The following is a 25,229-nucleotide window of genomic DNA, read 5'->3' on the forward strand; positions in this document are numbered from 1 at the left end:
CGGACAAGCGTCGGGTCACCCAGGGCTGGTGGTGAGACGCAACGTCTCACGGTCTCGCCGCCACCTCATGCAGCCTGACATGACGCGTCTCATTCGGGCTTGATTCCGAGCACCCTCAGGTTCTCGCTGGAGCGCTCTACGACGGGGTTTTGCAGGTGTTTTTGCAGATCTGGCACCGGCCTTGCTCTAGCTCTGGCAACCAGCCCGACTGGCAACCCGATAATAAAAAGAGGTGCCCGATGTCCTGCCGAGACCTTTTCCTTGTTCTGCCCGTGGTGGCGTCATGAGCCGTGCGCCGCTGACCGTCGGCATCATCGCCAACCCGGCATCCGGTCGGGACGTGCGGCGCCTGACCGCCAACGCCGGGCTGTTTTCCAGCACCGACAAAGTCTCGGTGATCCAGCGCTTGCTGGCTGCCTTTGGCGCCACGGGCATCGAACGGGTGCTGATGCCCACCGACATGACCGGCATCGCCGCCGCCGTGCTGAAAAACAGCCACGGTCGCCAGGCTCGCAGCAGTCACTGGCCGGCCCTTGAGTTCCTCGACCTGACCCTGCGCCAAAGTGTCGAGGACACCCGTCACGCGGCACGCTGGATGGCCGAACGCGGCGTTGCCCTGATCGCCGTGCTGGGCGGCGACGGTACTCATAAGGCGGTGGCCGCGGAGGTCGGCGACATTCCGCTGCTGACCCTGTCCACCGGCACCAACAACGCCTTCCCGGAACTGCGTGAAGCCACCAGCGCCGGGTTGGCCGGCGGGCTGTTTGTCAGTGGGCGGATCCCGCCCGAGATCGCCTTGCGCCGCAACAAACGCTTGCTGGTGCGCGAGCCGAGTCGTGGCCTGTGCGAGATGGCCCTGGTGGACGTGGCGGTGTCCTCGCTGCCCTTTGTCGGCGCACGGGCCATCAGTCGCGGGGCCGATCTGGCCGAGGTGTTTGTGACCTTCGCCGAACCTCAGTCCATTGGCATCTCGGCCCTTTGCGGCTTGTGGTTTCCCGTATCGCGTCAGGCTCCGGGTGGGGCCTGGATGCGCCTCGATGCGCAATCTCCCGAAGCGCTGCTGGTGCCTCTGGCTCCCGGCCTGCTGCAAGGCTGCGGCGTGCTTGCTGCCGCAAGCCTTGAACCCGGCGTCGCCCATGGTCTGTGCCTGGCCAGCGGCACCCTGGCTCTGGATGGCGAGCGCGAGATCGAATTCAACGCCAATGACCGCCCCACGGTCACCCTCGATGCCGGCGGTCCGCTGAGCATCGACGTCAATGCGGCCCTGGCCTATGCCGCGCAACAGCGACTTCTGGCCATTGGCCGTGAACACCCGCAACACCCTTTGAACCTTGAAACTTGAGCCTCAAGACAACCTGGAGAATAAAAATGTCGACACAGCTGACCGCTGATCAATTGCTGCATGCCTACCAGGTGATGCGCACCATCCGCGTCTTTGAAGAGCGCCTGCACGTGGAATTCGCCACCGGCGAGATTCCCGGTTTCGTCCATCTGTATGCCGGCGAAGAAGCTTCAGCCGCTGGGGTCATGGCCCACTTGGGTGATGACGATTGCATCGCCTCCAACCACCGTGGTCACGGCCACTGCATCGCCAAAGGTGTCGATGTGTACGGGATGATGGCCGAGATTTACGGCAAGAAAACCGGGGTCTGCCAAGGCAAGGGCGGCTCCATGCACATCGCCGATTTCGAGAAGGGCATGCTCGGCGCCAACGGCATTGTGGGGGCCGGTGCGCCGCTGATCGTAGGCGCGGCCCTGGCCGCCAAACTCAAGGGGACTGACAGTGTGGCGGTGGTGTTCTTTGGTGACGGGGGATCCAACGAAGGGGCGGTGTTCGAAGCGATGAACATGGCCTCGGTGTGGAATCTGCCGTGCCTGTTCATCGCCGAGAACAACGGTTACGCCGAAGCCACGGCCTCCAACTGGTCGGTGGCCTGCGATCACATCGCCGACCGCGCTGCCGGTTTCGGCATGCCCGGGGTCACGGTGGACGGCTTCGACTTCTTCGCCGTTCACGAAGCCGCCGGTGCCGCTGTGGAGCGGGCCCGGGCCGGGGAGGGGCCGTCGCTGATCGAGGTCAAGCTGACTCGCTATTACGGTCACTTCGAGGGCGACGCCCAGACCTATCGGGCGCCGGACGAGGTCAAGCATTTCCGCGAGCACAACGACTGCCTGATGCAGTTCCGCGAACGCACCCTCCGCGCCGGGCGGGTGCAGGCCAGCCAGTTGGACCAGATCGACAGCGAGGTCGACCTGCTGATCGAGAACGCCGTGCGCAAGGCCAAGTCCGACCCCAAGCCGAGCGCGGCCGATCTGCTTTCCGACGTCTACGTTTCCTATCCCTGAACGCCCCCTATAACAAGAATCGAGACCTTCATCATGGCGAGAAAAATCAGTTATCAGCAGGCAATCAACGAAGCGCTGGCCCAGGAAATGCGTCGCGATCCCAGCGTGTTCATCATGGGTGAGGACGTCGCCGGCGGTGCCGGTGCCCCCGGTGAAGACGACGCCTGGGGCGGGGTTCTGGGCGTGACCAAGGGCCTCTATCACCAGTTCCCTGGACGAGTGCTGGACACGCCATTGTCGGAGTTGGGGTATGTCGGTGCTGCAGTGGGCGCCGCGACCTGTGGTGTACGCCCGGTGTGTGAATTGATGTTCGTCGACTTCGCCGGTTGCTGCCTGGATCAGATCCTCAATCAGGCGGCCAAGTTTCGCTACATGTTCGGTGGCAAGGCCTCCACGCCACTGGTGATCCGCACGATGGTCGGCGCCGGGTTGCGGGCCGCCGCCCAGCACTCGCAGATGCTGACCTCGTTGTGGACCCACATTCCGGGGCTGAAAGTGGTTTGCCCGTCGTCACCTTATGACGCCAAAGGATTGCTGATCCAGGCCATCCGCGACAACGACCCGGTGATCTTCTGTGAACACAAAATGCTCTACAGCATGCAGGGCGAAGTACCGGAAGAGCTCTATACCATCCCCTTCGGCGAAGCCAACTTCCTGCGTGATGGCAAGGACGTGACGCTGGTCTCCTATGGCCGCACGGTTAACACCGCGATGGACGCCGCCCGCAATTTGGCCGCGCGCGGCATCGACTGCGAGGTGATCGACCTGCGCACCACCAGCCCGCTGGACGAAGACAGCATTTTGGAAAGTGTGGAGAAGACCGGGCGCTTGGTGGTCATCGACGAAGCCAACCCGCGTTGCTCCATGGCCACCGACATTTCGGCTCTGGTGGCGCAAAAAGCCTTCGCCTCGCTCAAGGCGCCGATCGAGATGGTGACTGCGCCGCACACGCCAGTGCCGTTCTCCGACGCCCTGGAAGACCTCTACATTCCCGACGCGGCGAAGATCGAGAACGCCGTGCTCAAGGTGATTGAGTGGAGCAAGCGTTCATGAGCCAGATCCATACCCTGACCATGCCCAAGTGGGGCCTGTCCATGACCGAGGGCCGGGTCGATGTCTGGCTCAAGGAGGAAGGCCAGGTCATCGCCAAGGGCGACGAAGTGCTGGACGTCGAAACCGACAAAATCTCCAGCAGTGTCGAGGCGCCGTTTTCCGGAGTGCTTCGTCGGCAGATCGCCCGCCAGGATGAAACCCTGGCGGTGGGCGCGTTGCTCGGCATCGTGGTCGACGGCGAGGCCAGCGAGGCGGAGATCGATGCGGTGGTCGAGCAGTTTCAAGCCGCGTTCGTGCCCGGTGACGGTGCCGAGGAAGACAGCGGGCCGAAGCCGCAAAAGGTCGAGCTGGACGGACGGTTGATCCGTTACTTCGAGCGCGGCGAAGGCGGGGTGCCGTTGGTGCTGGTGCACGGCTTTGGCGGTGACCTCAACAACTGGATGTTAAATCACGAAGCATTAGCCGCTGGCCGCCGGGTGGTTGCACTGGACCTGCCGGGCCATGGCGAGTCGACCAAACAGCTGGAGCGCGGGGACTTGGATGAGCTGAGCGGCGTGGTGCTGGCACTGCTCGATCACCTGGACATTCCCGCAGCGCATCTGGTGGGTCACTCCATGGGCGGCGCGGTGTCGCTGAACACTGCGCGTCTGGCTCCGGAGCGGGTCCGTTCCCTGACCTTGATCGGCAGCGCCGGTCTGGGCGAGGACATCAACGGCGATTACCTGCAAGGCTTTGTCGAGGCTGCCAACCGCAATGCCCTCAAGCCGCAGTTGGTGCAACTGTTCTCCAACCCCGAACTGGTCAACCGGCAGATGCTCGAAGACATGCTGAAGTACAAGCGCCTGGAAGGCGTGGACGCGGCATTGAGGATGCTGGTTTCGGGTCTGTTTACCGAGGGCCGGCAGCAGCTGGATCTGCGCCATGTGGTGCAAGAAGGCCAGCAGCCGGTGTTGCTGATCTGGGGCAGTGACGACGCGATTATTCCGGTGAACCACAGCGCCGGGCTGAAGGCCCAGGTCGAGGTCCTGCCAGGTCAGGCGCACATGGTGCAGATGGAAGCGGCCGAGCAGGTCAACCGATTGATTCTGGACTTTGTGCAACAGCACTGACGCCCCCCTCCTGGTGGCCTCTCGCGGGGCGCCAGGTCGATTCCTGCGTAAGGAATGCTATTAAATCAAGGGTTTGCGAGCGAAAGCTGATGCAAACCCTTGTTTGTTTCTGGCTTGCTGTTTTAGCCCGTGGCAGTTATTGACCCGGGCCGCCAGCCCCTGGATTAGCACCGCGTCGATCTTCGCCAGAAGGGTTGCCGGTATCGACAAGCCTTCTCTCGACCAAGACATTTTGAAGGGCCTGGCGGGCTGCCGGATCGAGCTGATGCTCTCTTTCTTTGAGTTCAAGCAAGATAGGGCTGGACCAAGTGCGATAGGTTTTCTCAGCAATACGAATAGGTGTCATCGGTCTCCTCCTTGATCAAGGCGCGCCAACACAGCCGGCGCGATTTCGATTCGATAGAACCCTAGTCGAGAAATCTGTTTGCCGCCAAGCGGCTTCGATTTCATCCCTCATTTGCCCAGGCGCCCGTAGCCGCCGTGCGCCGAACATAGTCGGAAAAGTCCCGCGCCGGCCGACCGAGCGCACGCTGTACGCCATCGGCCACCGGAGTGTTGCGGCCATCCAGCACGGTGGTGAAAAGATAGAGCACCAGGTCGATCAGTTGGGCAGGAAGTTCTTCCTGTTCCAGCGCCTGGCGATAAGCCTCGGGCGGCACTGCGGCGAAACGGATTTCGCGGTTTGTCGCACGGGCGATTTCATCGATGGCTTCGGCAAATGTCAGCGCTCGTGGGCCCGTCAGTTCATAGAGTTGGCCAGAGTGTTCCGGTTTGGTCAGCGCCTCGACCGCGATCTCGGCGATGTCTTCTGCATCGATGAACGGCTCTGCGATATGACCGACGGGCAGGGCCAATTCCCCTTGAAGGATGGGCTCCAGGAAATGCGCCTCGCTGAAATTCTGGAAGAACCAGCTGGCCCGCAGGATTGTCCAGTCGACTCCGCTGTTCTGGATGACGTGTTCGGCCTGCTCTGCTTCGACCTCGCCGCGCCCCGATAGCAACACCAGTTTGCTGACACCGCTTTTGACCGCCTGATCGGTGAATGCCTGAACTGTTTCCAGTGCGCCAGGGACAGCGAGGTCTGGTTGAAAGGAGAGGTAGACCGCGTGAATGCCATCAAGGGCTGCTTCCCAGGTAGCTCGATCTTCCCAGTCGAAGGGTGGGGTCGCCACGCGGGAACCTAGACGCACAGACCGGCCTTCCAGGCGTTGGGCAATTCGCCGCCCGGTTCTGCCAGTCGCGCCGAGGATCAGGGTTTTTTCTTGAGTGGTTTTCATCGCGTTCATCTCCATCGGGTTAATGTGAGTGATGCTCACGTTTAAAAGATGATAAACCCTCATGTTAAGCCGTCAACCGACAGAACCCTGGAAACCGACGTATGGAAGCTACCTGTTGGGCGCTCTGTTGAGCGGTGCTAAGGTGAGCCTATGTCATGTTTGTTGAAAGGGAAGTGCACCTATGCCCAAGAAAATTCCTGAGGTGCTCGAGCCCCTTGGTTCAGAGCCGACACGGCGCAACCCGACGCAACAGCGCAGTCGAGAGCGTCAGGAGCGAATTCTGGCCGTTGCAACTCAACTGATCGCGACCAAGGGCAGCGATCAATTGAAAATGAGTGAAATTGCCGAGCGTTCCGAAATATCGATCGGATCGCTTTACCAATACTTTCCCGACAAGAGTTCGGTGATTTGGATGCTGGCCGAGCGCTATAACGCCGAAAGCCGTCGCTGTATCGAAGAAGCGTTGGGTGCGGTCGAGGACGCGCAAGGATTGCAAGCAGCCTATTCGGAGCTGCTCGATCAGTATTACGAGATTGTTTTGGCTACACCGGCGATGCGTGATATCTGGTCCGGGATGCAGGCGGACAAACAGCTCATGGCGTTGGAACTGCAGGAGAGTCGTATTGCGGGCGGGTTGTTGGCCGACACGATGCTGCGGGTATTCCCCGACAGCGATGCGTTGCGGGTTCGGGAGTCTGCGTTTCTGATCTGGCATTTGGGGGAGGCGACCATGCGGTTGGCTATCGCCTGCGCACCCGAGGAGGGGCGTGGTCTGGTCGAGGCCTTCAAACGCATGTCGTTGCTGGAAATCATGGCGCCAGCGGCCGGATCGAGTGAACTCGATTCAGCCGCCGATGCTGTCAGCTAAACGAAAGGCTGACCGGTAAAACCACGAGGCAATCGTTGCCGTCCTTCCATGGCGGTGAGCCGTTCGACCCAGGCCGCGCGCCAGTCATTGGCGGTATGCGTAACTTTGGCTTTGCGTGCGGCGCGGCGTGCAGCGTTGCGCTGTTCTTTGCGCGCATCCTTGAACGCGTCGGTGTTGCGGCAGCTTCTGCATTTCACCCGGGCCAGTTCGCTGGTTGAAACGAGTTTGCTGCCTTTGTGACCGCAGGCCAGATGCCCGCCGACTTTGAAGTGAGTGACCATCAGACGCCTCCTTCGTGACGTGTGTTTGTTTGACCTCCAGCGTGCGGTGAACGTTCGTTGCCTGTGCAATGTGGACAAAAAAAGGCCCGCATGCGGGCGGGCCAGGGGGATTCTTCAAAGGAGTCCGGTCACTGTAGGGCGTGAGTTGTGAACACAGCGTGAAACAGGCTGCGCAGTCATAAAAAAGCCCAGCGTCAGGCTGGGTTGGGGATGCAGCAGAAAGCGCTCACGCAAGGACGCACCCGGTGACGATAAGGTCGCCGTTCATGCGTCCTGAATCAGGCCGTGTCCTTGAGGATGTCCAGATCGAATCATCTGAACCGCGGCAGGGGCGGGTCGACAGGTTTGAGCGACGACAGCGTATTGCGAATCAGTGGCGTGTCCTTCTCGATGTCGTTCAGACGATCACGGATTCTGAGGGCTGTCGGGTGCCCGCCTTGATGATCGACCCAGTCGGCAATTTCCTTGCATGCCGCTGCCAGGCGAGCCTGACGGGAGTCGAGCAGGGTGAGCAACGTGGTGATGGACTCTTTTTCGGACATGGCAAACACCTCCGTTCAAGAAACCTTTAACTGGCAGCAAAAAGCCCGCGGGGAGCGAGCTGTCTGCCGATGGGGTCGCTAATCCTTCAGCTGTTTTTCAGTATAGACCCGTGAAAGGCAGGTAGCATCAGCCTTGTCGGGCCGTCACTTGCGACCTGGCATTCAGCTGCCGGCATTCACGCAGGGCGTCTTCTTCACGATCGAAACCGTCCCCGATGAAGCCGCGGGTACGAGTATCGGCGATCCGATACCAGACGGCGGCGTCAGGTGGAGGATGATCGGTTTCTCCGGCTCGGCGACCATGGATGATGATCTTGTTGCATCGCTTCACAACGAAAATGTCTTCCATGGCGTCACCGCAGCTCATTCAGGTTCACAACAACTATAGAAGCCATTTGCGATCGTGCAAAAAATGGACAGGTCAGTTCGTCGCTTCAACGGTGGCGGTCATCTTCTCCAAAAACACCGCCAGCCCGACTTCCTCCGCCTTGAGCCCTTTGCGAGCTCGAGGCCTGGGCAGCTCAGCCAACGCCCCCAAGAGAAAACCATCGAGCACCGCCGGGTGGATGTAACACTTGCGGCAGACGGCCGGGGTGTTGCCCAGTTGTTTGGCGACGTTCTTGACCATCTCCACCACATGCCGCTTGGCATCCGACTCGGGCTCCCACTGCAGTTCCCGCAACATCGCCAATGCCAACGCGCTGCCGGCCCAGGTTCGGTAGTCCTTGGCGGTGAAGTCGGCACCGGTGAGGGTTTGCAGGTAGGCGTTGACGTCGGAGGAACTGACGGTGTGTCGCTCACCGTTTTCATCCAGGTACTGAAACAGGTTTTGCCCGGGAATTTCCAGGCATCGTTTGATGATCCGCGCCAGGCGTCGGTCCTTCACGGTGATCTGGTGCTCGACGCCGCTTTTGCCACGGAACTGGAACTGGATCGCGGTGCCGTTGACCTCGACGTGGCGGTTGCGCAGGGTGGTCAGGCCGTAGGATCGATTGTCCCGAGCGTACTGGGAGTTGCCGACCCGGATCAGCGTCGCATCAAGCAAGGTGATGACCGTGGCCATGACTTTGTCGCGACTGAAGCCGGGAGCCGCCAACAGCGTTTCAAGCCGTTGGCGCAGTTTCGGCAGGGCCAGGCCAAAGTCACGCAAACGTGAATACTTGTCGGCATCACGCACCTCTCGCCAGCGCGGGTGATAACGGTATTGCTTTCGACCTCGGGCGTCACGGCCGGTGGCTTGTAGATGGCCGCACGGGTCGGCGCAGATCCATACATCGGTGTACGCCGGCGGTACGGCGAGGGCATTGATGCGTTTGATCTCGTCTTGATCGGTGATGCGCTGACCCGCAGGGTCGTAATAGCAGAACTTGTCGCGCAGTTTCTTGCGGGTGATGCCGGGCTGGGTGTCATCGACGTAATGCAGGTCGGATGGCAGCACATCGGGCAGCGCAGTATCGGGCATGGCGGTAGTCCTTGGCGGTGGATCACGGGCCGTTACAGCCATTGACCGCACGCTGTAGCAGGGGTGCCAGCGGATTTACGCCAGCACCGCCACCGCCTTGATCTGTGCCCAGAGTTGCTGGCCGGGGTGCACGCCCAATTGGTCCCGGGAGTAGCGGGTGATCCGCGCCAGCAGCGGTGTGCCGGCAGCGTCCAGACGGATCAGCACGTGGGCGGCGTTGTCGGCGCCCAACTCACTGATCACGGTGACCGGCAGGCGATTGAGGATGCTGCTTTGCTCGACGCTTTGCAGGCTCAGGCTGACATCCCGCGCCTGAACCTTGCAGCGTAGAGCCTGACCCGGATTCATCGGTGAGTGAGCCACGCGAATGTTCAGGGTCGTGTTCGGCAGTTGCAGGGTCAGCAACTGATAGTCGGGGTCATAGGCACTGACGTGCCCCTCGATCACCACGCCGGCGTCGTCACCCAGCGCCAAGGGCAGGTCGAGACGGGCCAGCGTTTCGCCAATAGCGCCGCTGGCCAGCGCCTTGCCATTGCTGAGCAGAACGAGGTGATCGGCCAACCGCGCGACCTCATCCTGTGAGTGGCTGACATACAGCACCGGGATGTCCAGCTCATCATGCAGTCGTTGCAGGTAAGGCAGGATTTCGTTTTTGCGTTGGCTATCCAATGCTGCCAGCGGCTCGTCCATCAACAACAGTTTCGGGCTGGTGAGCAGGGCGCGGGCGATGCCGACCCGCTGCCGTTCACCGCCGGAAAGGTGTTGCGGATGGCGATCCAGCAAATGGCCGATCCCCAGCAGTTCAGTCGCGTGAGCCATGTCGACCCGTCGCTGCGGGCGAGGAATACGCTTGAGGCCGAACTCCAGATTGGCCAGCACCGACAGATGGGGAAACAGGCTGGCTTCCTGGAAGACGTAACCCAGCGCACGTTTGTGTGGCGGCACGAAAATCTTCTTGTCGCTGTCCTGCCAGACTTCATCGTTGACCTGGATGAATCCCTGCTCGGCCTTCTCCAGGCCAGCAATGCAGCGCAGGCAGGTGGTCTTGCCCGAACCGGAATGGCCGTAAAGTGCAGTGACGCCGCGGCCAGGCAATTGCAGATCCACCTCCAGGGCGAACCCTGAATACTTCAGTTTCAGACGCGTATGAATCATCGATCAGCTCCAGCCCGCTTTGGTTTTACGGCTGGAGTAGAGCGCCAGCAACACCATAAAGGAGAACACCAGCATCGCACCCGCCAGCCAATGGGCCTGGGCGTATTCCATGGCTTCGACGTGATCGTAGATCTGCACCGAGACCACGCGGGTCTTGTCGGGAATGTTGCCGCCGATCATCAGCACCACGCCGAATTCACCGACGGTGTGGGCAAAACCGAGAATGGCAGCGGTGATGAAACCGGGGCGGGCCAGCGGCAGGATCACGCTGAAAAACGTGTCCCAGGGATTGGCGCGTAAGGTCGCGGCCACTTCCAAGGGGCGAGTGCCGATGGCAGAAAAAGCGTTTTGCAGTGGCTGGACCACGAACGGCATCGAGTAGAGCACTGAGCCGATCACCAGCCCTGCAAAACTGAACGTGAGGGTGCCGAGGCCGAGTGATTGGGTGAAGTGGCCGACAAACCCGTTAGGGCCGAGCGCCAGCAACAGATAAAAGCCAATCACCGTCGGCGGCAGTACCAGGGGCAGGGCGACGATCGCCCCGACCGGGCCACGCAACCACGAGCGGGTGCGCGACAGCCATAACGCAATCGGAGTGCCGATGACCAGCAGGATGACTGTCGTCAGCGACGCCAGTTTCAGGGTCAGCCAGATGGCGGAAAAGTCGGCACTCGATAGCGTCATTTAGAGTTGGTAACCGTAGGATTTGATGACAGCGGCGGCTTTCGGACCTTTGAGGTAGTCAACCAGCGCCTTGGCAGCCGGGTTGTCCTTGCCTTTGTTGAGGATCACCGCGTCTTGTTTGATCGGGTCGTGCATGTCGGCTGGAACGATCCAGGCAGAGCCGCCGGTGACTTTGCCGTCTTTGTAGATCTGCGACAAGGCCACAAAACCAAGTTCGGCGTTGCCGGTGGAGACGAACTGGTAGGCCTGGGTGATGTTCTGGCCTTCAACGATCTTGGTTTTGACCTTGTCGGTCAGGTCCAGCTTGGCCAGCACCTGAGTGGCGGCCAGACCGTAAGGTGCGGCTTTCGGGTTGGCGATGGACAGATGCTGATACTGGTTGTCGCTCAACACTTTGCCCTTGGCATCGACGTAACCTTCTTTCGCCGACCACAGCGCCAGGGTGCCGACGGCATAGGTAAAGCGCGAGCCTTTGACGGTGTCGCCTTCGGTTTCGAGTTTTTGCGGGGTGGTGTCATCCGCCGAGAGGAACACTTCGAACGGCGCGCCGTTCTTGATCTGGGTGTAGAACTGGCCGGTTGCACCATAGGCTGCGACCAGTTTATGCCCGGTGTCTTTTTCGAAATCAGCGGCGATCGCCTGAATCGGTGCAGTGAAGTTGGCGGCGACGGCAACCTGGACTTCATCCGCCTGGGCGGACCCGAAAGCGAACACTGCGAGCAGGGTTGCCAGGCAGGTGGGGGCAAAACGTGAGGCACGAATGGTCATGAAACGGCTCCGTTGTAGGCAAGTGCAGCGAGGGGGTAAGCGCTATATAGAGGAATATATAGCGAAATGCCTGCAAACGGAATGTGCTAAATGCGCGTTATTAAGGCCGCGCTGAACCTGTAGCAGCTGCCGAAGGCTGCGTTCGGCTGCGCAGCAGTCGTAAATCCAGCTGCCGCGGTTAGCCTGAAAGACTGCGGTGTCTGGTTTCACGACCGCTTCGCAGCCGAACGCAGCCTTCGGCAGCTGCTACAGGTGAGTGCGTTACCGACCCACCAATTTCGCCAATCCTTCCTCAGCTAACTTCCGGGTCAGTTCAGCCGTAGTCATTTCAACGCCCAGCGTGAATGCCTGACCCGCCCAGAGATTGCTGAAATCCGCTTCTCCCTTGGCCCGCAACGGCATCAGCGCACCACCCGCCAGCGGGAAGGCCGGTGCTTTGGTGCTCATCGGTCCGAGTTCGCGCATTACCCGATTGAGAATTCCGCGCGCCGGGCGTCCGGTGAAAATGTTAGTGACGGCGGTTTCACTTTCCTTGGCCGTGCGCAACGCCTTGTGATGAGACGTACTGACCTTGGCCTCTGGCGTGAACAAGTACGCCGTGCCCACTTGCACCGCCGAAGCCCCCAACAGGAAAGCCGCCGCGACGCCTCGTGCATCGGCAATCCCGCCAGCAGCAATCACCGGCACTTTCACCGCATCAACGATCTGCGGCACCAGCGCAAAGATCCCCACCTGGCTGCTCAGATCATCACTGAGAAACATGCCCCGATGGCCACCGGCTTCATACCCCATGGCAATGATTGCGTCACAACCGTGCTGTTCGAGCCAAATGGCCTCTTCAACCGTGGTGGCCGAGGAGAGCACTTTCGCCCCAGTGGCTTTCACGCGATCCAACAGGGACTTTTCCGGCAGGCCGAAGTGGAAACTCACGACTTCGGGGCGAAATTCTTCGATCACTTCGCAGGCCGCGCTATCGAACGGCGCTCGATTGGACACCGGCGTCGGCGCGTCGAAGTCCACGCCAAGTTCCCGGTAGTAGGGCTCTAGCAGATTCTTCCAGTCTCGAGCGCGTTGCTCATCGGCGGCGGGCGGCTGATGACAGAAGTAGTTGACGTTGATCGGGCGCTGAGTGTGTTGGCGAATCGTTTTCAGCTCCTCGCGCAACTGATCGATGCTCAACATGGCGGCGGGCATCGAGCCCAAGCCGCCAGCGTCACTGGCTGCGATAACCATGGCCGAAGTGGTCGCGCCGGCCATGGGTGCCTGGATGATCGGCAGCTCAATGCCAAGCAGGTCAAGAATGCGGGTATCTGGCCATTTGCTCATTTGAAGGGTTCTCCGACGTCATAACAGGGCAGGGACGGTAGGACAGATTTTGTAACAGCTATGACTGACATAAGGCCAGTCGAGTTTTTGTTCCGTGTGTCACTCTTGGCTTAAAGTCGAGTACGGTGAAATGTTGCTATGTGTTATTTCAACTGCACGAAAACTGAGTGATTCCATCTGGAGGCAGCAATGTTCCAAGGCATTTTGATCGACAAAGACGACAGCGGTTACCGGGCCACACTGCAAGAGATCAATGACGATCAACTGCCCGAGGGCGATGTGACTGTGCGTGTGGCGTACAGCACGCTGAACTTCAAGGATGGCCTGGCGATCACCGGCAGCAGCCCGGTGGTGCGAAAATTCCCAATGGTGCCGGGCATCGATCTGGCAGGCACTGTCGAATCCAGTGAGCATCCGGACTACAAGGTCGGTGATCAGGTCGTACTCAATGGCTGGGGTGTTGGCGAAGGACATTGGGGCGGACTGGCGCAGAAGGCTCGCTTGAACGGCGACTGGCTGATTCCACTACCCAAGGCGTTCACCGCGGCGCAAGCGATGGCCATCGGCACGGCGGGTTACACGGCGATGCTGAGCATCCTGGCGCTGGAACATAATGGCGTGACGCCCGATCAGGGCGAAGTATTGGTCACCGGCGCCAATGGCGGTGTAGGCAGTTTCGCCATCGCACTGCTGAGCAAGCTCGGCTATCGGGTGGTCGCGTCCACCGGCCGAACCTCCGAGCACGATTACCTCAAGCAACTGGGTGCCAGCGAAATCATCGACCGCGCCACGCTGTCCGAGCCGGGCAAGCCCTTGGCCAGGGAGCGCTGGGCGGCGGTCATCGACTCGGTGGGCAGTCACACCCTGGCCAATGCCTGTGCCAGCACCAAGGCCAACGGCACTGTCGCCGCGTGTGGCCTGGCGCAAGGCATGGACTTCCCGGCTTCAGTCGCACCGTTCATTTTGCGCGGCGTAACCCTGGCTGGGATCAACAGCGTGACTCAGCCCAAAGCCAAGCGGATACTGGCCTGGAATCGTCTGGCCAAGGATCTAGACTTCGCCTTGCTGCCGTTGATCAGTCACGAAATCGGTTTGAGTGAAACGATCGAGGCCGCACCGCGTTTGCTCGCAGGTCAGTTGCGTGGTCGGGTGGTGGTCGACGTCAATCGTTGACTGTTGCACCATAATTAAAACAGACAAATGACAGAGACAAGGACTATTGACCATGGATGTAAAGCAGCGTGAAGTACGGCCCTTTAGCGTCTCGGGCCTGCAAGTGCGCACTTGCAATGCCGCAGAGCAGCAACCAGGCACTGCGCGCATTGGTCCGATGTGGGAACAATTCTTCGTTGAGGGGGTTTTTGACAAGATCCCCCACAAACAGCCGGATTCCTTCATGTACGGCGTCTACTCCAACTACGAGTCCGACGCTTCGGGCTACTTCGATGTGACCGCGGGTGTGGCGGTCACCGCGCCCTCCGAGAACTTTGCGCAGATTCAGGTGGAGGGAGGCGATTACCTGGTGTTCAGCGCCAAAGGGGCGATGCCGGAGAGCGTCATTCAGACGTGGGGCCTGATCTGGGCCTACTTTAAGGACAACCCGCAGATTTGCCGTTCGTTCGCCACAGACTTCGAGGTCTATACCAGCCCGGATTCAGTGTCGGTCTACATCGGCATTCAAGACTCAGACGGGTTTTCGCGCTCAAGCAACTGACGCTTGCGCTCCACACCCCAGCGATAGCCCGACAGGTTGCCGTCGCTGCGCACCACGCGGTGGCACGGAATCGCCACCGCCAGGTTGTTCGCGCCGCAGGCTTGAGCCACGGCGCGCATCGCTTTTGGCGCGCCGATTCGTTGAGCGATATCGGCGTAGCTGGCGGTGCAGCCGACGGGAATCTCCCGCAGGGCTTGCCAGACCCGTTCCTGAAAAGCGGTGCCGCGAACATCCAGCGGCAAGTCCAGGCCAAGGGCCGGCGCTTCGATAAAACCAACCACCTTGGCGATCAGTTGCTCGAACGCTTGATCGGCGCCAATCAGATTGGCACGCCGAAACTTGTCCTGTAGATCGCAGACCAGTTGGTGCGGGTCATCGCCCAGCAGGATCGCGCAAACACCCCGCTCACTCTGCGCCACCAGAATCGCTCCCAGGGAACACTGGCCGACGGCGAAACGGATGTCGTTGTTCTGACCGGCGGCGCGGTAATCAGCGGGTTTCATGCCCAATAGTTGATCGGCGGATTCATAGAAACGGCTGTTGGAGTTGAAGCCGGCGTCATACAGCGCGTCGGTCACTGAGTCTCCGTCCGCGAGGCGCTCACGGACCCTGCGTGAACGGTGGGCCGCAGCGTAACCCTTAGGCGTCAGACCGGTAACCGCTTTGAACACCCGATGGAAGTGAAAGCTGCTGAGGCCCGCCGCAACAGCCAGTTCGCTCAGGACAGGCAGATTCTCCGCGGTTTCGATCTGGCGGCAAGCGGCCGCCACAGTCGCAGCATGTTGCGCGGCGATGTCGCTTTGATCCTTCGCGGCGCGTTTGCTGGGGCGATAACCCGCCGCCTGGGCCTGCTCGGCGGTGTCGAAAAACTCGACGTTCTGCGGTTTCGGCAAACGCGCCAGGCTGCTGGGGCGGCAGTAAATGCCGGTGGTTTTCACCGCATACACAAACTGTCCGTCTGCCCGGGGATCACGCGCGACGACGGCGGCCCAGCGAGGATCGTTCTCGGTGGCAATCTTTGTCGAATGGCTTGTCATGGCTTCATGTCCGTTGATCCGTTTCATGCAGATTAGCCAGCCGACGGGGTCGCTGCACCCCGGGTCTTGCGGTCGAATTCGAAGGCTTCATCCGGCGGTACGAAAGGTGAAGTTGATCCGTTGTTCGCCCAGTCGCGGGTGTAGTCCGTCCTTGATCGGCAAGACCCCGTGATAACGCAAACGATCCACGCCACCCCAGACCACGATGTCGCCATGAAACAGCGGTACTCGTTGGCTTTTATCGCCGCGTTCGAAGCCGCCGAACAGGAACATCGCCGGCAATCCCAGAGACACTGAAACAATCGGTGCTGCGTAGGAAGCTTCGTCCTTATCCTGGTGCAACGACATCTTGGCTCCGGGAACATAGCGGTTGATCAGGCAGGAATCCGGCACGAAATCCGCAAACCCCGCTTCCCGCGCCGCCGCTTGTGCCAATTCGAGAAACACCTCGGGCATTTTCGGCCAGGGTTTTCCGGTCAGCGGATCATCGCGGGTATAACGATAACCGCTGCGGTCGGTGGTCCAGCCCAGCACGCCGCAACTGCTCAAGGCGACCGACATGGTAAAGCCCCCGGGCGTGATCATCTGCCGAAACGGTGCCTCCGCCAGAACCGCGTCCAGTGCGGGCAGCAACTGATCCAGCCAGGGCAGGGCAAAGCCTCTGAGGACGCAGGACTGTTCGCCGATACGATCGAGCCTGGGTTGCTGCTCGGGTTCCGCGTCGGCAAACAAGTCGAAGGTGATCGGGTTCATGGGGTCATAACGCGTCGTGAAAGATGATTCCAAGGGTATGCCGTTTTCCGCTGTGCAGGCGACTCACGCCGTGGCGCAGGGTCACTCGGTAATAGCCACGAACGCCTTTGACCGGTCGTTGGTTGACGGCAAAGATCAGCGCGTCGCCTTTCTTCAGGCCAATGACCTGAGGGCGCGACTGCATCCGCGGGCGCTGTTCCGTCAGCACGAACTCGCCGCCGGTGAAGTCGTCGTCCGGCTCTGACAGCAGAATCGCCACTTGCAGCGGGAAGACGTGCTCGCCGTACAGGTCCTGATGCAAGCAGTTGTAGTCCTGCGGTCCATATTGCAGCAACAACGGCGTCGGGCGTTCCTGACCGGCGGCATGGCAGCGGTCGAGGAACGCTTCATGCGCTTCAGGGAAACGGGTCGGCAGGTCCATGTGCTCGTACCAGCGATTGGCAATGGGCACCAATCGAGGATAGAGCGCACGGCGCAAACGGGCGACGATATCCGGCAACGGGTATTTGAAGTATTTGTACTCGCCACGGCCAAAGCCGTGACGAGCCATGATCACTTGCGAGCGAAACGGTTCGGGACTGGCATACAGCGCGCTGATTTCATCACACGTCTCGTGGCTTAAAAGCGACCTGATGATCGCGCAGCCATCCTGATCGAGCTGCTGTGCCAGCGCTTCCCAGTCCAGTTCATCGAGAGAGCGCTCGCTCATCGCTGTGCCTCACGATCCAGCAGTTGCCGTTTACGCTCCAGCCCCCAACGGTAGCCGCCAAGGCTGCCATCCTGGCGCAGCACTCGATGGCACGGCACGATCACCGCCAGCGGGTTTGCTCCGCAGGCATTGGCCACCGCCCGAAAAGCCGTGGGTTGACCCAGTTGTCGCGCGATATCCAGATAGCTGGCGGTTTCACCTACCGGTATTTGCCGCAGGGCATCCCAGACTCGCCGTTGAAAAACGCTGCCTGTCGGGTCCAGCGGCAAATCCAGGGTGATGCGCGGGTCTTCGAGGTGGCGCAGGGTTTGCTCCAGCGCAGGCATCAAGCCTTCATCGCGCTGCGGTGCTTGTTGGCCGGGGAAGCGTTGTGAAAGATCGCGTTCCAGCATTGCCAGGTCATCACCGATCAGCAGTGCACACAAACCGTCGGCGCTGAACGCGAGCAGCAAGACGCCAAGGCTGGAAGTGCCGCTGATGAAGCGAATCGAGGACGTGGACATGTTCTGACTCCTTAACCAAAGGTTGAGGTGGCCAGTCTAGGGAGCGGGGACTTCGTTAACACTCCGGCGCTTGCGGTTGAATTCCAGAGACAGGAGCAGACGTCCATGTTGTCGCTCCGGATCCCGTTACAGCGCTTTGCTGACGCTGATGTCGCTGATGACGTCTTCGCTCGAACCATGAAGAGCATCCAGTGCGGCCTTGGCTTCTTCTTCGGTGCCTTTTTCAAGCTGGGCAAATTCGAAGCGACGTTCACCATTGAGTTTGTATTTGATGACGTACTTGGTCGTTTGGGCCACGGTCATACCTGCTTGTCTTGGTGTTTGGGTGTCACTCAGCTCAGTTTCGTGCTGGAGCGGCGGATGATCTTGATGGTGTGAGTCAGGGTCGGTTTGCGAGTCACGCTGATCGGCCGGCGGTTGACCGTGTCGATGGTGATGTTCCAGAAACCGGTGCTCGGTGCAGTAATCCGGGCCGGGAAGGTGTCGAATGCACCACCGTGGTAAGTATGGCGGCCGCCATTCTTGAAACTGCGGAAATTGGCGTCGTTCATCAAGCGGATATTGCATGTTTGGGAGCATTGAATGACGACGATGTCGTCTTCGTTGAGGTGCTCGCGCTGGTGGATAAATTTCATGAGGCGCCTCCAGAAGGGCTTTTTCTACAAAATCAAAACGATAGCATGTGCGATTGGCGCAGTTTATCAGCCCGAACGGGTTATTATCCGGTCGTCGAGGTCTGCTTTGACAATTAAAAACAGTTATTCGGAATTCTATGAGCGATAAATGCAGCATGCCTCGGAGAAAAACAGCATTTGTACTGTCGGAGTGTCTTTATCGGAGGTGTTGTATGAAGTGGGGTGTGCTGTTCCTGCCTATGGCAATAGCGATGAGTGGTTGTGCGAGTGTCTCGGAGATCAATGAGTCGCTACCGACCATGAACGTAATTTCAGGCAAGAATCCTCATGAGTACGCGCAATGCCTGACCGAAAAACTGGCCGGCAGCCGGGGAGCCCTGCAAGTCGAGCCGCACAAGGACGGGATGCGAGTCATCGTGCCGCAGAAGTTCTCGTCGGGGCCGGCCGCGGTATTTGATATCGAAGACCGCTCCACTGGCAGCAGCATCAAGTTGCATGAACGTATCTCAAATGTGCCGTTGCGTCCCATGGATGTACGCAATGCCGCTACGGCGTGCATTTCCGGCTGATAAACTGTCGCCCGTCAGCACCGATGCCGCCAAAGCAGCGCTTTGGCGGCATTGTCATTTCTGGAGTCGAGCATGAAGCGAGAGCAGGTACGGGAGCGGCATGCAGAGGGTCACATCTCTGCCACCCATGTGATTCAGAATCCGGCGAATCCGGGCGAATGGATCGTGTTTTTCAAGAAAAGCGCCGGGCGCAGTTATTTTCTGGTGGATGAAAACGATGAAGTCGAATCCTTCAGTAGCCTCGATGAATTGATCGAGACGGTGCGCGGTCTCGGGATCAAGTTCGCCGAAATTCACATGTAGGGCAGGGCGCCTTACTTGCAGACCACCACAACGCTGCGGTTCTTGTAGTTGCCGACGTCGACGCCCAGCGTCTTGTCGCTTTCCTTGGTTGAAGGTGTTCCGTCGGTACCGACGATTCGATAGCCGGTGCCGGCGCAAGAGGCATCGGCTAATTCGTAGCAGGTCGCCCAGGAATTGGCTTCCCCAGAGCAGTCGATCGCCAGGCCTTGCTCGCCGTTGTTCAAATAGGTCGTTTCGGAAGTGGCGCAGCCGCTCAGGGCCAGTGCCGCAATCAGTGGCAAGAATTTATTCATGTCGTTGTCGTCATCAGGATGAAGGGGCTGAGCCTGTGACAGCGCTGGCATCAAAAGGTTATAGCGAATGGCCACTTAGTTGCAGGCAATCACAAAAAAGCCCTGCGCAAGGCAGGGCTTGGGCCAAGTCCGGTACTTCTCAGGACTTGTCCTTGCCGCGACGCTTCGGGGCTGGGTGTTCGAGCTCCAGAACGGATGCCACTTCAATCGCCGACGCTTCGGTAGGGAAAGGCCCGGCGATATTTTCGCCGCCTGCACTGTCTACCCACCACTGGCCGTCTTTCGCCTGACTGATCAGGAATCCGTTGACACTTTTTGCTTCCGACATCTATCTGCCTCGTTGGCTGGTTCAATCGCGCAATGATAGCGCCAAATGCACTCAACGGGTGCTGATGGTGTAGGGTGGTCCGATTCGCGGCCGTGCAGATCTGATGGTCTGTGCTATCTATAAAGGCTGCGGAGCTATCTCGGGAACTATCCGCGAAAATATTTCTCTATGATGGCATCGGTTAGCCAGCGCGGGGCATTGTAAGGTGCACGCCGCCTGATTAGACTGCGCCGAAACTCGTACACACAGCCCTATCAAGGACTTATATGATCAAGAAATGCTTGTTCCCAGCAGCCGGTTACGGTACTCGCTTCCTGCCAGCGACTAAAGCCATGCCCAAAGAAATGCTGCCGGTGGTAAACAAGCCACTGATCCAGTACGGCGTCGAAGAAGCACTGGACGCTGGGTTGACCGAAATCTCCATCGTGACCGGTCGCGGCAAACGCGCTCTTGAAGACCACTTCGACATCAGCTACGAGTTGGAAAACCAGATCAAAGGCACCGACAAGGAAAAATACCTGGTCGGTATCCGCAAACTGTTGGACGAGTGCTCGTTCTCCTACACCCGTCAGACCGAAATGAAAGGCCTGGGCCACGCGATCCTGACTGGCCGCCCACTGATCGGTGACGAACCGTTCGCGGTAGTGCTGGCGGACGACTTGTGCGTCAACCTCGAAGGCGACGGCGTGCTGACCCAGATGGTCAAGCTGTATGAGCAGTATCGCTGCACCATCGTTGCGATCCAGGAAGTGGATCCGCAGGAAACCAACAAATACGGCGTAATCGCCGGCGAGCTGATCGCTGATGATTTGTACCGTGTTCGCAACATGGTGGAAAAACCAGCTCCGGAAGACGCACCGTCGAACCTGGCGATCATCGGTCGTTACATCCTGACGCCGGATATTTTCGAGCTGATCAAACAAACCGAGCCAGGCAAAGGCGGCGAGATTCAAATCACCGACGCCCTGATGAAGCAGGCGAAAAACGGTTGCGTGATTGCCTACAAGTTCAAGGGCAAGCGTTTTGACTGCGGTGGCGCTGAAGGCTACATCGAGGCTACCAACTTCTGCTTCGAGAACTTCTACAAGACTGGCAAGGCTTACTGATAGCCTCTGACCCACTTGTATTGAAAAGCCACCTTCGGGTGGCTTTTTCATTTTCCGTCCCCATATCGTTTGCAGCGCTTGCCCAACGGATGTCTGCGGGTATGCTTGTGGACTGCCGAGGAGATTGAAAATGGCCTACGATTTTGACCTTTATGTGATTGGCGCCGGTTCCGGCGGTGTGCGGGCTGCGCGTTTTGCTGCCGGTTTTGGAGCGAAAGTGGCTGTGGCCGAGAGCCGCTACCTGGGTGGCACTTGTGTGAACGTCGGCTGTGTGCCGAAGAAACTGCTGGTCTACGGCGCGCACTTCGCCGAAGACTTCGAGCAGTCTTCGGGTTTTGGCTGGACGCCGGGCGAAGCGAAGTTCGATTGGGCGACGCTGATCGCCAACAAGGATCGCGAGATCAATCGCCTGAACGGTATCTATCGCAACCTGCTGGTTAACAGTGGTGTGACCTTGCATGAAGGCCACGCCAAAATCGTTGATCCGCACCAGGTCGAGATCAATGGCGAGCGCTACACCGCTAAAAATATCCTGATTGCTACCGGTGGCTGGCCACAGATTCCGGAGATTCCGGGGCACGAGCATGCAATCAGTTCCAACCAGGCATTCTTCCTCAAAGAGCTGCCCAAGCGCGTTCTGGTCGTAGGCGGTGGTTACATCGCCGTCGAATTCGCCGGGATCTTCCACGGTCTGGGCGCCGACACCACGTTGCTGTATCGCGGTGAACTGTTCCTGCGCGGCTTCGACGGTGCAGTGCGCAAACACTTGCAGGAAGAGCTGACCAAGCGCGGCATGGACCTGCAATTCAACGCCGACATTGAGCGTATCGACAAGCAGTCCGATGGCAGCCTGAAGGTGACCCTCAAGGACGGCCGTGAGCTGGAAGCGGATTGTGTGTTCTACGCCACCGGTCGACGTCCGATGCTCGACAATCTTGGGCTGGAAAACACCGGGGTCAAACTCGACAAGAAAGGTTTCGTCGAAGTCGACGAGCAGTATCAGACGGCTGAACCGTCGATCCTGGCGCTTGGCGATGTCATCGGTCGGGTTCAGCTGACGCCAGTCGCTCTGGCCGAAGGCATGGCTGTGGCGCGACGTTTGTTCAAGCCTGAGCAGTATCGCCCGGTGGATTACAAGATGATCCCGACCGCGGTGTTCAGCTTGCCGAACATCGGCACGGTCGGTTTCACCGAGGAAGAGGCGCGGGAGGCCGGTCACGATGTGGTGATCTTCGAAAGCCGCTTCCGCCCAATGAAGCTGACCCTGACCGAGTGCCAGGAGCGCACCCTGATGAAACTGGTGGTGGACGCCAAGACCGACAAGGTTCTGGGCTGCCACATGGTCGGTCCGGATGCTGGAGAAATTGTGCAGGGCTTGGCGATCGCCTTGAAGGCGGGTGCCACCAAGCGCGACTTCGATGAAACCATCGGCGTGCACCCAACTGCCGCCGAAGAGTTCGTCACCATGCGCACGCCGGTCGCGGGTTAATCGTCCTTTTTGGGGTCTGATGCGTCTGGCGCTGTCGCAATGACGGCCGCCAGGCGCACGCTTTCATCGAGGCTCGCCTGAGTCTTGAGCAACTCAATTTCCAGCGCTTTGTTAATCTGCGATTGCTCATCGACACTCTGTTTCAGCGACTGGCTTTCCAGCAGGGCAGCGCGCAAGCGTTCCTGGAGGAGGGTGCGTTCGTTGTCGATGCGGTTGACCTGTTCCAGCAACTGATCCTGTCGAGCGTTGGTTTGCTTGAGTTGATCCTGCAGCAGGCTCAATTCTCTCAGGGTGCCACGGTTCTCCGTCAACAAACGTTCGTTGTCGCGGTGCAGTTGCGTGATTTCATCCTGGCGCACCAATGCGCTTTGCTGGGCCTGGCGCAACTCCATCTGAATCTGCTGCACCTGGCTTTCGTGGCGGCGTTGCTCCTGCTCGCGCTGTTCTTTGACGGCGTTGCGGTAATGTTCCAGGGCATCGCGAGCGTGCAGGTGTTTTTCTTCCAGTGAGCGGATTTGCTCATCCTTGTCTTGCAAGCGTAATTCGAAATCGGCCAGCGCCTGGTTCAGTCCGGCGTTGCGGGTTTGCTCGGTCTGCAGCATGGCGCCGGTTTCTTGCAGGGCCTCGGACTCTTGAGTCAGTGCCAGGCTTTGAATCTCGTACTGCTGCTGCAATTGCGTGTTGGCTTGTTGGGCTTCATGCAACTGCGTATCCAGCGCTTTCTTTTGTTTATCGAACTGCTCGCGAGCCTGATCGATAGGCTCCTGAGCCTGCTCCTTGAGTCTTTGAGCCAGCCGCGAGACCAGTCCCGCCAGCTCGTCATCAATCGGTTCTGGCGGCACTTCGGCGCGCTCGGCGCCGTCATCCAGTTCCTTCAAATAGCGATGAATCGTGGTTTTCGAGCCCGTGTTGCCCATTTCGATCCGTACCGCATCGATGCTTGGGTTTTCACCGCGCGCCAGAATTGCCAGGCGCGCCGCTTGCACCACCGCTTTGTTTACACCGCCACGAGCCATGAGTTCTCCTACGATTTCGTACTGTGGTACATGCCACTTAAGTACACAATGTACCACGTCATACAAAAACTTAAAATACGACAAGTATTCATGCGGGATATACTGGTATTACCCCGTGTGATGAGCCCTATGACGCGTTTTCACCTGCCAAAGCGGTACGTTTTAGAGAGTTGAGCCCATGACTGAGCTGGATCGTTACCTGCAAGCCGCCACCCGCGACAACACCCGTCGCAGCTACCGGGCGGCCATTGAGCATTTCGAAGTCAGTTGGGGCGGTTTTCTGCCGGCGACCAGCGACAGCGTGGCGCGTTACCTGGTCGCTCATGCGGGTGTGCTGTCGATCAATACCTTGAAATTGCGTTTGTCGGCGCTGGCGCAATGGCACAACAGCCAGGGTTTTCCTGATCCCACCAAAGCGCCGGTGGTGCGCAAGGTCTTCAAGGGCATTCGCGCGCTACACCCGGCTCAAGAAAAACAGGCCGAGCCGTTACAGCTTCAACATCTGGAGCAAGTGGTTGCCTGGCTGGAGCAAGAAGCGCACACCGCAAAATCTGAACACGATCAGCCGGCTCTGTTGCGAGCCAGACGTGACAGGGCGCTGATCCTGTTGGGCTTCTGGCGCGGTTTTCGTAGCGATGAGTTGTGCCGGTTACAGATCGAGCACGTGCAAGCGGCAGCCGGTTCAGGCATCACGCTCTATTTGCCGCGAACCAAGAGCGATCGCGAAAACCTCGGCAAGACTTACCAGACGCCGGCGTTGCAGCGTCTGTGCCCGGTGCAGGCGTACATCGACTGGATCACCGAAGCCGCACTGGTCCGTGGACCGGTATTCCGGGGCATCGACCGTTGGGGCCATCTGAGCGAGGAGGGGCTGCACGCTAACAGCGTGATCCCGTTATTGCGCCAGGCGCTGGAGCGCGCCGGCATCCCGGCCGAGCACTACACCAGTCACTCCTTGCGGCGCGGCTTTGCCACCTGGGCCCATCAGAGCGGGTGGGACTTGAAGTCGTTGATGAGTTACGTGGGCTGGAAGGATATGAAGTCCGCCATGCGCTATGTTGAAGCCAGCCCGTTTCTCGGGATGACACCGCTCGCGGAAAAAACCATTGGCGCTGCCAAGTAAGTTTTCTTCTATTAATACGTTCGGCTAATAGCGAAAACCAATGAGCAGCATGAGCTTTGCCAATGAGCCATCCGGCAATCGAGTCGGTAGGATCCACTCCATCAACTTCTCAACCAAACTTTTCAACCCTGACGGAGAGTCATCGATGCCTATCATCAACAGCCAAGTAAAACCGTTCAAAGCTACCGCCTACAAAAATGGCGACTTCGTACAAGTGTCGGACGCTGACCTGAAAGGCAAGTGGTCTGTCGTGTTCTTCTACCCAGCCGACTTCACCTTCGTCTGCCCGACCGAACTGGAAGACCTGGCTGACAACTACGACGCGTTCCAGAAGCTGGGCGTCGAGATCTACAGCGTTTCCACCGATACCCACTTTGCCCACGCTGCCTGGCACAACACTTCGCCAGCCATCGGCAAAATCCAGTACACCATGATCGGCGACCCGACTCACGCCATCTCCCGCAACTTCGACGTGCTGATCGAAGAAGCTGGTCTGGCTGACCGTGGCACCTTCGTGATCAACCCTGAAGGCCAGATCAAAATCGTTGAACTGAACGATGGCGGCGTTGGCCGTGACGCTTCCGAGCTGCTGCGCAAAATCAAGGCTGCTCAGTACGTCGCTGCTCACCCAGGCCAGGTTTGCCCAGCCAAGTGGAAAGAAGGCGAGGCCACTCTGGCTCCGTCCCTGGACCTGGTCGGCAAGATCTAAGTCTGTGGATCGCAACATCAGGGCGGGTTTCCGCACCTAAGTAAGCTGCAACCGCCCAATAAAAACGCCCG

32 protein-coding genes are annotated in these 25,229 nt (G+C 59.3%); 13 read left to right on the forward strand and 19 right to left on the reverse strand.

Translation table 11 applies throughout. From position 1 onward, the window contains the following. Positions 1-283: 283 nt before the first annotated feature. Genes PMI27_RS23480 through PMI27_RS23465 form a run of 4 tightly spaced genes read left to right on the forward strand, consistent with a single transcriptional unit; the run spans position 284 to position 4,508 of the window. Positions 284-1,342, forward strand: coding sequence for an ATP-NAD kinase family protein (locus PMI27_RS23480; protein WP_008153705.1), 1,059 nt, complete (start codon positions 284-286; stop codon positions 1,340-1,342). Positions 1,343-1,368: 26 nt separating this feature from the next. Continuing rightward, a complete protein-coding gene (locus tag PMI27_RS23475; RefSeq protein ID WP_008153706.1) occupies positions 1,369-2,346 on the forward strand; it encodes a thiamine pyrophosphate-dependent dehydrogenase E1 component subunit alpha in 978 nt (325 codons plus the stop codon). A 33-nt stretch (positions 2,347-2,379) separates the two neighbouring features. Next, on the forward strand, positions 2,380-3,399 hold the full coding sequence (locus PMI27_RS23470; RefSeq protein ID WP_008153707.1) for an alpha-ketoacid dehydrogenase subunit beta: 1,020 nt from the start codon (positions 2,380-2,382) through the stop codon (positions 3,397-3,399). After that, entirely contained in the window at positions 3,396-4,508 is a 1,113-nt protein-coding gene (locus PMI27_RS23465; RefSeq protein WP_008153708.1) for an acetoin dehydrogenase dihydrolipoyllysine-residue acetyltransferase subunit, read from the forward strand. The genes PMI27_RS23470 and PMI27_RS23465 overlap by 4 nt, the downstream gene beginning before the upstream one ends. A 136-nt stretch (positions 4,509-4,644) precedes the next feature. On the opposite strand, the gene PMI27_RS0229200 is transcribed toward PMI27_RS23465, so the two are convergent. Both PMI27_RS0229200 and PMI27_RS23460 read right to left on the reverse strand, forming a co-directional pair. Beyond that, the gene (locus PMI27_RS0229200; protein ID WP_008153709.1) at positions 4,645-4,854 is read right to left on the reverse strand and encodes a hypothetical protein; all 210 of its coding nucleotides are present in this window, start codon (positions 4,852-4,854) and stop codon (positions 4,645-4,647) included. A gap of 100 nt (positions 4,855-4,954) precedes the next feature. Beyond that, positions 4,955-5,785: an NAD(P)H-binding protein gene (locus PMI27_RS23460; protein WP_008153710.1), complete on the reverse strand. Its 831-nt coding sequence runs from the start codon at positions 5,783-5,785 to the stop codon at positions 4,955-4,957. A gap of 181 nt (positions 5,786-5,966) precedes the next feature. Between PMI27_RS23460 and PMI27_RS23455 the strand changes: the two genes are divergently transcribed. Further along, complete coding sequence (locus tag PMI27_RS23455) at positions 5,967-6,653, forward strand: TetR/AcrR family transcriptional regulator (RefSeq protein ID WP_008153711.1); 687 nt, start codon at positions 5,967-5,969, stop codon at positions 6,651-6,653. Here PMI27_RS23455 and PMI27_RS23450 read toward each other — a convergent pair. From PMI27_RS23450 to PMI27_RS23415, 8 genes are all read right to left on the reverse strand, one after another. Continuing rightward, complete coding sequence (locus PMI27_RS23450; RefSeq protein ID WP_008153712.1) at positions 6,650-6,934, reverse strand: hypothetical protein; 285 nt, start codon at positions 6,932-6,934, stop codon at positions 6,650-6,652. The genes PMI27_RS23455 and PMI27_RS23450 overlap by 4 nt on opposite strands. Positions 6,935-7,245: 311 nt before the next feature. Then, entirely contained in the window at positions 7,246-7,476 is a 231-nt protein-coding gene (locus PMI27_RS23445; protein ID WP_007946177.1) for a hypothetical protein, read from the reverse strand. Between the two features lie 127 nt (positions 7,477-7,603). Next, positions 7,604-7,825, reverse strand: a complete 222-nt coding sequence (locus tag PMI27_RS23440) for a hypothetical protein (protein WP_033053080.1) — start codon at positions 7,823-7,825, stop codon at positions 7,604-7,606. 72 nt (positions 7,826-7,897) lie between these two features. After that, complete coding sequence (locus PMI27_RS23435; protein WP_008153714.1) at positions 7,898-8,938, reverse strand: DNA topoisomerase IB; 1,041 nt, start codon at positions 8,936-8,938, stop codon at positions 7,898-7,900. A gap of 75 nt (positions 8,939-9,013) precedes the next feature. Continuing rightward, the gene (gene modC / locus PMI27_RS23430; protein ID WP_008153715.1) at positions 9,014-10,093 is read right to left on the reverse strand and encodes a molybdenum ABC transporter ATP-binding protein; all 1,080 of its coding nucleotides are present in this window, start codon (positions 10,091-10,093) and stop codon (positions 9,014-9,016) included. A gap of 3 nt (positions 10,094-10,096) precedes the next feature. Continuing rightward, entirely contained in the window at positions 10,097-10,777 is a 681-nt protein-coding gene (gene modB, locus PMI27_RS23425) for a molybdate ABC transporter permease subunit (RefSeq protein ID WP_008153716.1), read from the reverse strand. Then, the gene (modA, locus tag PMI27_RS23420; protein WP_008153717.1) at positions 10,778-11,545 is read right to left on the reverse strand and encodes a molybdate ABC transporter substrate-binding protein; all 768 of its coding nucleotides are present in this window, start codon (positions 11,543-11,545) and stop codon (positions 10,778-10,780) included. It lies immediately after the preceding gene. 261 nt (positions 11,546-11,806) lie between these two features. Continuing rightward, positions 11,807-12,871 carry an NAD(P)H-dependent flavin oxidoreductase gene (locus tag PMI27_RS23415; RefSeq protein ID WP_008153718.1) on the reverse strand — a complete coding sequence of 355 codons (1,065 nt, stop codon included), beginning with the start codon at positions 12,869-12,871 and terminating at the stop codon, positions 11,807-11,809. A gap of 189 nt (positions 12,872-13,060) precedes the next feature. On the opposite strand from PMI27_RS23415, the gene acuI reads away from it, so the two are divergent. Together acuI and PMI27_RS23405 are read left to right on the forward strand one after the other, a co-directional pair. Further along, complete coding sequence (acuI, locus tag PMI27_RS23410) at positions 13,061-14,044, forward strand: acrylyl-CoA reductase (NADPH) (RefSeq protein ID WP_008153719.1); 984 nt, start codon at positions 13,061-13,063, stop codon at positions 14,042-14,044. A 52-nt stretch (positions 14,045-14,096) separates the two neighbouring features. Next, positions 14,097-14,585 (forward strand): GyrI-like domain-containing protein, encoded by a 489-nt coding sequence (locus PMI27_RS23405; RefSeq protein ID WP_008153720.1) that lies wholly within the window; start codon positions 14,097-14,099, stop codon positions 14,583-14,585. Here the strand turns inward: PMI27_RS23405 and ada are convergent. From ada to PMI27_RS23380, 6 genes are all read right to left on the reverse strand, one after another. Then, positions 14,549-15,622 (reverse strand): bifunctional DNA-binding transcriptional regulator/O6-methylguanine-DNA methyltransferase Ada, encoded by a 1,074-nt coding sequence (gene ada / locus PMI27_RS23400; RefSeq protein WP_008153722.1) that lies wholly within the window; start codon positions 15,620-15,622, stop codon positions 14,549-14,551. The genes PMI27_RS23405 and ada overlap by 37 nt on opposite strands. A gap of 87 nt (positions 15,623-15,709) precedes the next feature. Then, positions 15,710-16,375 (reverse strand): DNA oxidative demethylase AlkB, encoded by a 666-nt coding sequence (gene alkB, locus PMI27_RS23395; RefSeq protein WP_008153723.1) that lies wholly within the window; start codon positions 16,373-16,375, stop codon positions 15,710-15,712. Between the two features lie 4 nt (positions 16,376-16,379). Continuing rightward, a complete protein-coding gene (locus PMI27_RS23390) occupies positions 16,380-17,084 on the reverse strand; it encodes a 2OG-Fe(II) oxygenase (RefSeq protein WP_008153724.1) in 705 nt (234 codons plus the stop codon). Then, positions 17,081-17,587 carry a methylated-DNA--[protein]-cysteine S-methyltransferase gene (locus PMI27_RS23385; RefSeq protein ID WP_008153725.1) on the reverse strand — a complete coding sequence of 169 codons (507 nt, stop codon included), beginning with the start codon at positions 17,585-17,587 and terminating at the stop codon, positions 17,081-17,083. Before PMI27_RS23385 ends, PMI27_RS23390 begins: the two co-directional genes overlap by 4 nt. Positions 17,588-17,713: 126 nt before the next feature. After that, positions 17,714-17,890: a hypothetical protein gene (locus PMI27_RS31740; RefSeq protein WP_160171629.1), complete on the reverse strand. Its 177-nt coding sequence runs from the start codon at positions 17,888-17,890 to the stop codon at positions 17,714-17,716. A 29-nt stretch (positions 17,891-17,919) separates the two neighbouring features. After that, positions 17,920-18,222: a DUF1883 domain-containing protein gene (locus tag PMI27_RS23380; RefSeq protein WP_024164534.1), complete on the reverse strand. Its 303-nt coding sequence runs from the start codon at positions 18,220-18,222 to the stop codon at positions 17,920-17,922. A 212-nt stretch (positions 18,223-18,434) separates the two neighbouring features. Here PMI27_RS23380 and PMI27_RS23375 point away from each other — a divergent pair, with 212 nt between their 5' ends. Both PMI27_RS23375 and PMI27_RS23370 read left to right on the forward strand, forming a co-directional pair. Beyond that, the gene (locus tag PMI27_RS23375; protein WP_008155096.1) at positions 18,435-18,791 is read left to right on the forward strand and encodes a hypothetical protein; all 357 of its coding nucleotides are present in this window, start codon (positions 18,435-18,437) and stop codon (positions 18,789-18,791) included. Between the two features lie 72 nt (positions 18,792-18,863). Further along, a complete protein-coding gene (locus PMI27_RS23370; protein WP_008155098.1) occupies positions 18,864-19,094 on the forward strand; it encodes a hypothetical protein in 231 nt (76 codons plus the stop codon). Positions 19,095-19,105: 11 nt separating this feature from the next. Here PMI27_RS23370 and PMI27_RS23365 read toward each other — a convergent pair whose 3' ends face one another. Continuing rightward, on the reverse strand, positions 19,106-19,387 hold the full coding sequence (locus PMI27_RS23365; RefSeq protein ID WP_008155099.1) for a hypothetical protein: 282 nt from the start codon (positions 19,385-19,387) through the stop codon (positions 19,106-19,108). 139 nt (positions 19,388-19,526) lie between these two features. Further along, positions 19,527-19,715, reverse strand: a complete 189-nt coding sequence (locus tag PMI27_RS23360; protein WP_008155102.1) for a hypothetical protein — start codon at positions 19,713-19,715, stop codon at positions 19,527-19,529. A 266-nt stretch (positions 19,716-19,981) separates the two neighbouring features. Here PMI27_RS23360 and galU point away from each other — a divergent pair, with 266 nt between their 5' ends. Then, positions 19,982-20,821, forward strand: coding sequence for a UTP--glucose-1-phosphate uridylyltransferase GalU (gene galU, locus PMI27_RS23355; RefSeq protein WP_008155104.1), 840 nt, complete (start codon positions 19,982-19,984; stop codon positions 20,819-20,821). Positions 20,822-20,951: 130 nt separating this feature from the next. Then, a complete protein-coding gene (gene gorA, locus PMI27_RS23350; RefSeq protein ID WP_008155105.1) occupies positions 20,952-22,310 on the forward strand; it encodes a glutathione-disulfide reductase in 1,359 nt (452 codons plus the stop codon). On the opposite strand, the gene PMI27_RS23345 is transcribed toward gorA, so the two are convergent. Then, positions 22,307-23,326, reverse strand: a complete 1,020-nt coding sequence (locus tag PMI27_RS23345) for a DNA-binding protein (protein WP_008155108.1) — start codon at positions 23,324-23,326, stop codon at positions 22,307-22,309. The two genes, gorA and PMI27_RS23345, sit on opposite strands and share 4 nt — an antisense overlap. A gap of 178 nt (positions 23,327-23,504) precedes the next feature. On the opposite strand from PMI27_RS23345, the gene PMI27_RS23340 reads away from it, so the two are divergent. Then, on the forward strand, positions 23,505-24,449 hold the full coding sequence (locus PMI27_RS23340) for a site-specific integrase (protein WP_008155110.1): 945 nt from the start codon (positions 23,505-23,507) through the stop codon (positions 24,447-24,449). Positions 24,450-24,594: 145 nt separating this feature from the next. Further along, positions 24,595-25,158 carry an alkyl hydroperoxide reductase subunit C gene (gene ahpC / locus PMI27_RS23335; protein ID WP_008155117.1) on the forward strand — a complete coding sequence of 188 codons (564 nt, stop codon included), beginning with the start codon at positions 24,595-24,597 and terminating at the stop codon, positions 25,156-25,158. The last annotated feature ends 71 nt before the right edge of the window (positions 25,159-25,229 follow it).

It is taken from the genome of Pseudomonas sp. GM41(2012) (genome assembly GCF_000282315.2).
GTDB lineage: Bacteria > Pseudomonadota > Gammaproteobacteria > Pseudomonadales > Pseudomonadaceae > Aquipseudomonas.

Coding starts and splice junctions, on each gene's coding strand:
- PMI27_RS23365 (WP_008155099.1), bottom strand. CDS start 19,387: ATGAATAAATTCTTGCCACTGATTGCGGCACTGGCCCTGAGCGGCTGC.
- PMI27_RS23480 (WP_008153705.1), top strand. CDS start 284: ATGAGCCGTGCGCCGCTGACCGTCGGCATCATCGCCAACCCGGCATCC.
- PMI27_RS23445 (WP_007946177.1), bottom strand. CDS start 7,476: ATGTCCGAAAAAGAGTCCATCACCACGTTGCTCACCCTGCTCGACTCC.
- ada (WP_008153722.1), bottom strand. CDS start 15,622: ATGACAAGCCATTCGACAAAGATTGCCACCGAGAACGATCCTCGCTGG.
- galU (WP_008155104.1), top strand. CDS start 19,982: ATGATCAAGAAATGCTTGTTCCCAGCAGCCGGTTACGGTACTCGCTTC.
- PMI27_RS23435 (WP_008153714.1), bottom strand. CDS start 8,938: ATGCCCGATACTGCGCTGCCCGATGTGCTGCCATCCGACCTGCATTAC.
- PMI27_RS23460 (WP_008153710.1), bottom strand. CDS start 5,785: ATGAAAACCACTCAAGAAAAAACCCTGATCCTCGGCGCGACTGGCAGA.
- modA (WP_008153717.1), bottom strand. CDS start 11,545: ATGACCATTCGTGCCTCACGTTTTGCCCCCACCTGCCTGGCAACCCTG.
- gorA (WP_008155105.1), top strand. CDS start 20,952: ATGGCCTACGATTTTGACCTTTATGTGATTGGCGCCGGTTCCGGCGGT.
- PMI27_RS23470 (WP_008153707.1), top strand. CDS start 2,380: ATGGCGAGAAAAATCAGTTATCAGCAGGCAATCAACGAAGCGCTGGCC.
- PMI27_RS23345 (WP_008155108.1), bottom strand. CDS start 23,326: ATGGCTCGTGGCGGTGTAAACAAAGCGGTGGTGCAAGCGGCGCGCCTG.
- ahpC (WP_008155117.1), top strand. CDS start 24,595: ATGCCTATCATCAACAGCCAAGTAAAACCGTTCAAAGCTACCGCCTAC.
- PMI27_RS23475 (WP_008153706.1), top strand. CDS start 1,369: ATGTCGACACAGCTGACCGCTGATCAATTGCTGCATGCCTACCAGGTG.
- modB (WP_008153716.1), bottom strand. CDS start 10,777: ATGACGCTATCGAGTGCCGACTTTTCCGCCATCTGGCTGACCCTGAAA.
- PMI27_RS23390 (WP_008153724.1), bottom strand. CDS start 17,084: ATGAGCGAGCGCTCTCTCGATGAACTGGACTGGGAAGCGCTGGCACAG.
- PMI27_RS23450 (WP_008153712.1), bottom strand. CDS start 6,934: ATGGTCACTCACTTCAAAGTCGGCGGGCATCTGGCCTGCGGTCACAAA.
- alkB (WP_008153723.1), bottom strand. CDS start 16,375: ATGAACCCGATCACCTTCGACTTGTTTGCCGACGCGGAACCCGAGCAG.
- PMI27_RS23340 (WP_008155110.1), top strand. CDS start 23,505: ATGACTGAGCTGGATCGTTACCTGCAAGCCGCCACCCGCGACAACACC.
- modC (WP_008153715.1), bottom strand. CDS start 10,093: ATGATTCATACGCGTCTGAAACTGAAGTATTCAGGGTTCGCCCTGGAG.
- PMI27_RS23370 (WP_008155098.1), top strand. CDS start 18,864: ATGAAGCGAGAGCAGGTACGGGAGCGGCATGCAGAGGGTCACATCTCT.
- PMI27_RS0229200 (WP_008153709.1), bottom strand. CDS start 4,854: ATGACACCTATTCGTATTGCTGAGAAAACCTATCGCACTTGGTCCAGC.
- PMI27_RS23375 (WP_008155096.1), top strand. CDS start 18,435: ATGAAGTGGGGTGTGCTGTTCCTGCCTATGGCAATAGCGATGAGTGGT.
- PMI27_RS23405 (WP_008153720.1), top strand. CDS start 14,097: ATGGATGTAAAGCAGCGTGAAGTACGGCCCTTTAGCGTCTCGGGCCTG.
- acuI (WP_008153719.1), top strand. CDS start 13,061: ATGTTCCAAGGCATTTTGATCGACAAAGACGACAGCGGTTACCGGGCC.
- PMI27_RS23385 (WP_008153725.1), bottom strand. CDS start 17,587: ATGTCCACGTCCTCGATTCGCTTCATCAGCGGCACTTCCAGCCTTGGC.
- PMI27_RS31740 (WP_160171629.1), bottom strand. CDS start 17,890: ATGACCGTGGCCCAAACGACCAAGTACGTCATCAAATACAAACTCAAT.
- PMI27_RS23455 (WP_008153711.1), top strand. CDS start 5,967: ATGCCCAAGAAAATTCCTGAGGTGCTCGAGCCCCTTGGTTCAGAGCCG.
- PMI27_RS23440 (WP_033053080.1), bottom strand. CDS start 7,825: ATGGAAGACATTTTCGTTGTGAAGCGATGCAACAAGATCATCATCCAT.
- PMI27_RS23415 (WP_008153718.1), bottom strand. CDS start 12,871: ATGAGCAAATGGCCAGATACCCGCATTCTTGACCTGCTTGGCATTGAG.
- PMI27_RS23465 (WP_008153708.1), top strand. CDS start 3,396: ATGAGCCAGATCCATACCCTGACCATGCCCAAGTGGGGCCTGTCCATG.
- PMI27_RS23360 (WP_008155102.1), bottom strand. CDS start 19,715: ATGTCGGAAGCAAAAAGTGTCAACGGATTCCTGATCAGTCAGGCGAAA.
- PMI27_RS23380 (WP_024164534.1), bottom strand. CDS start 18,222: ATGAAATTTATCCACCAGCGCGAGCACCTCAACGAAGACGACATCGTC.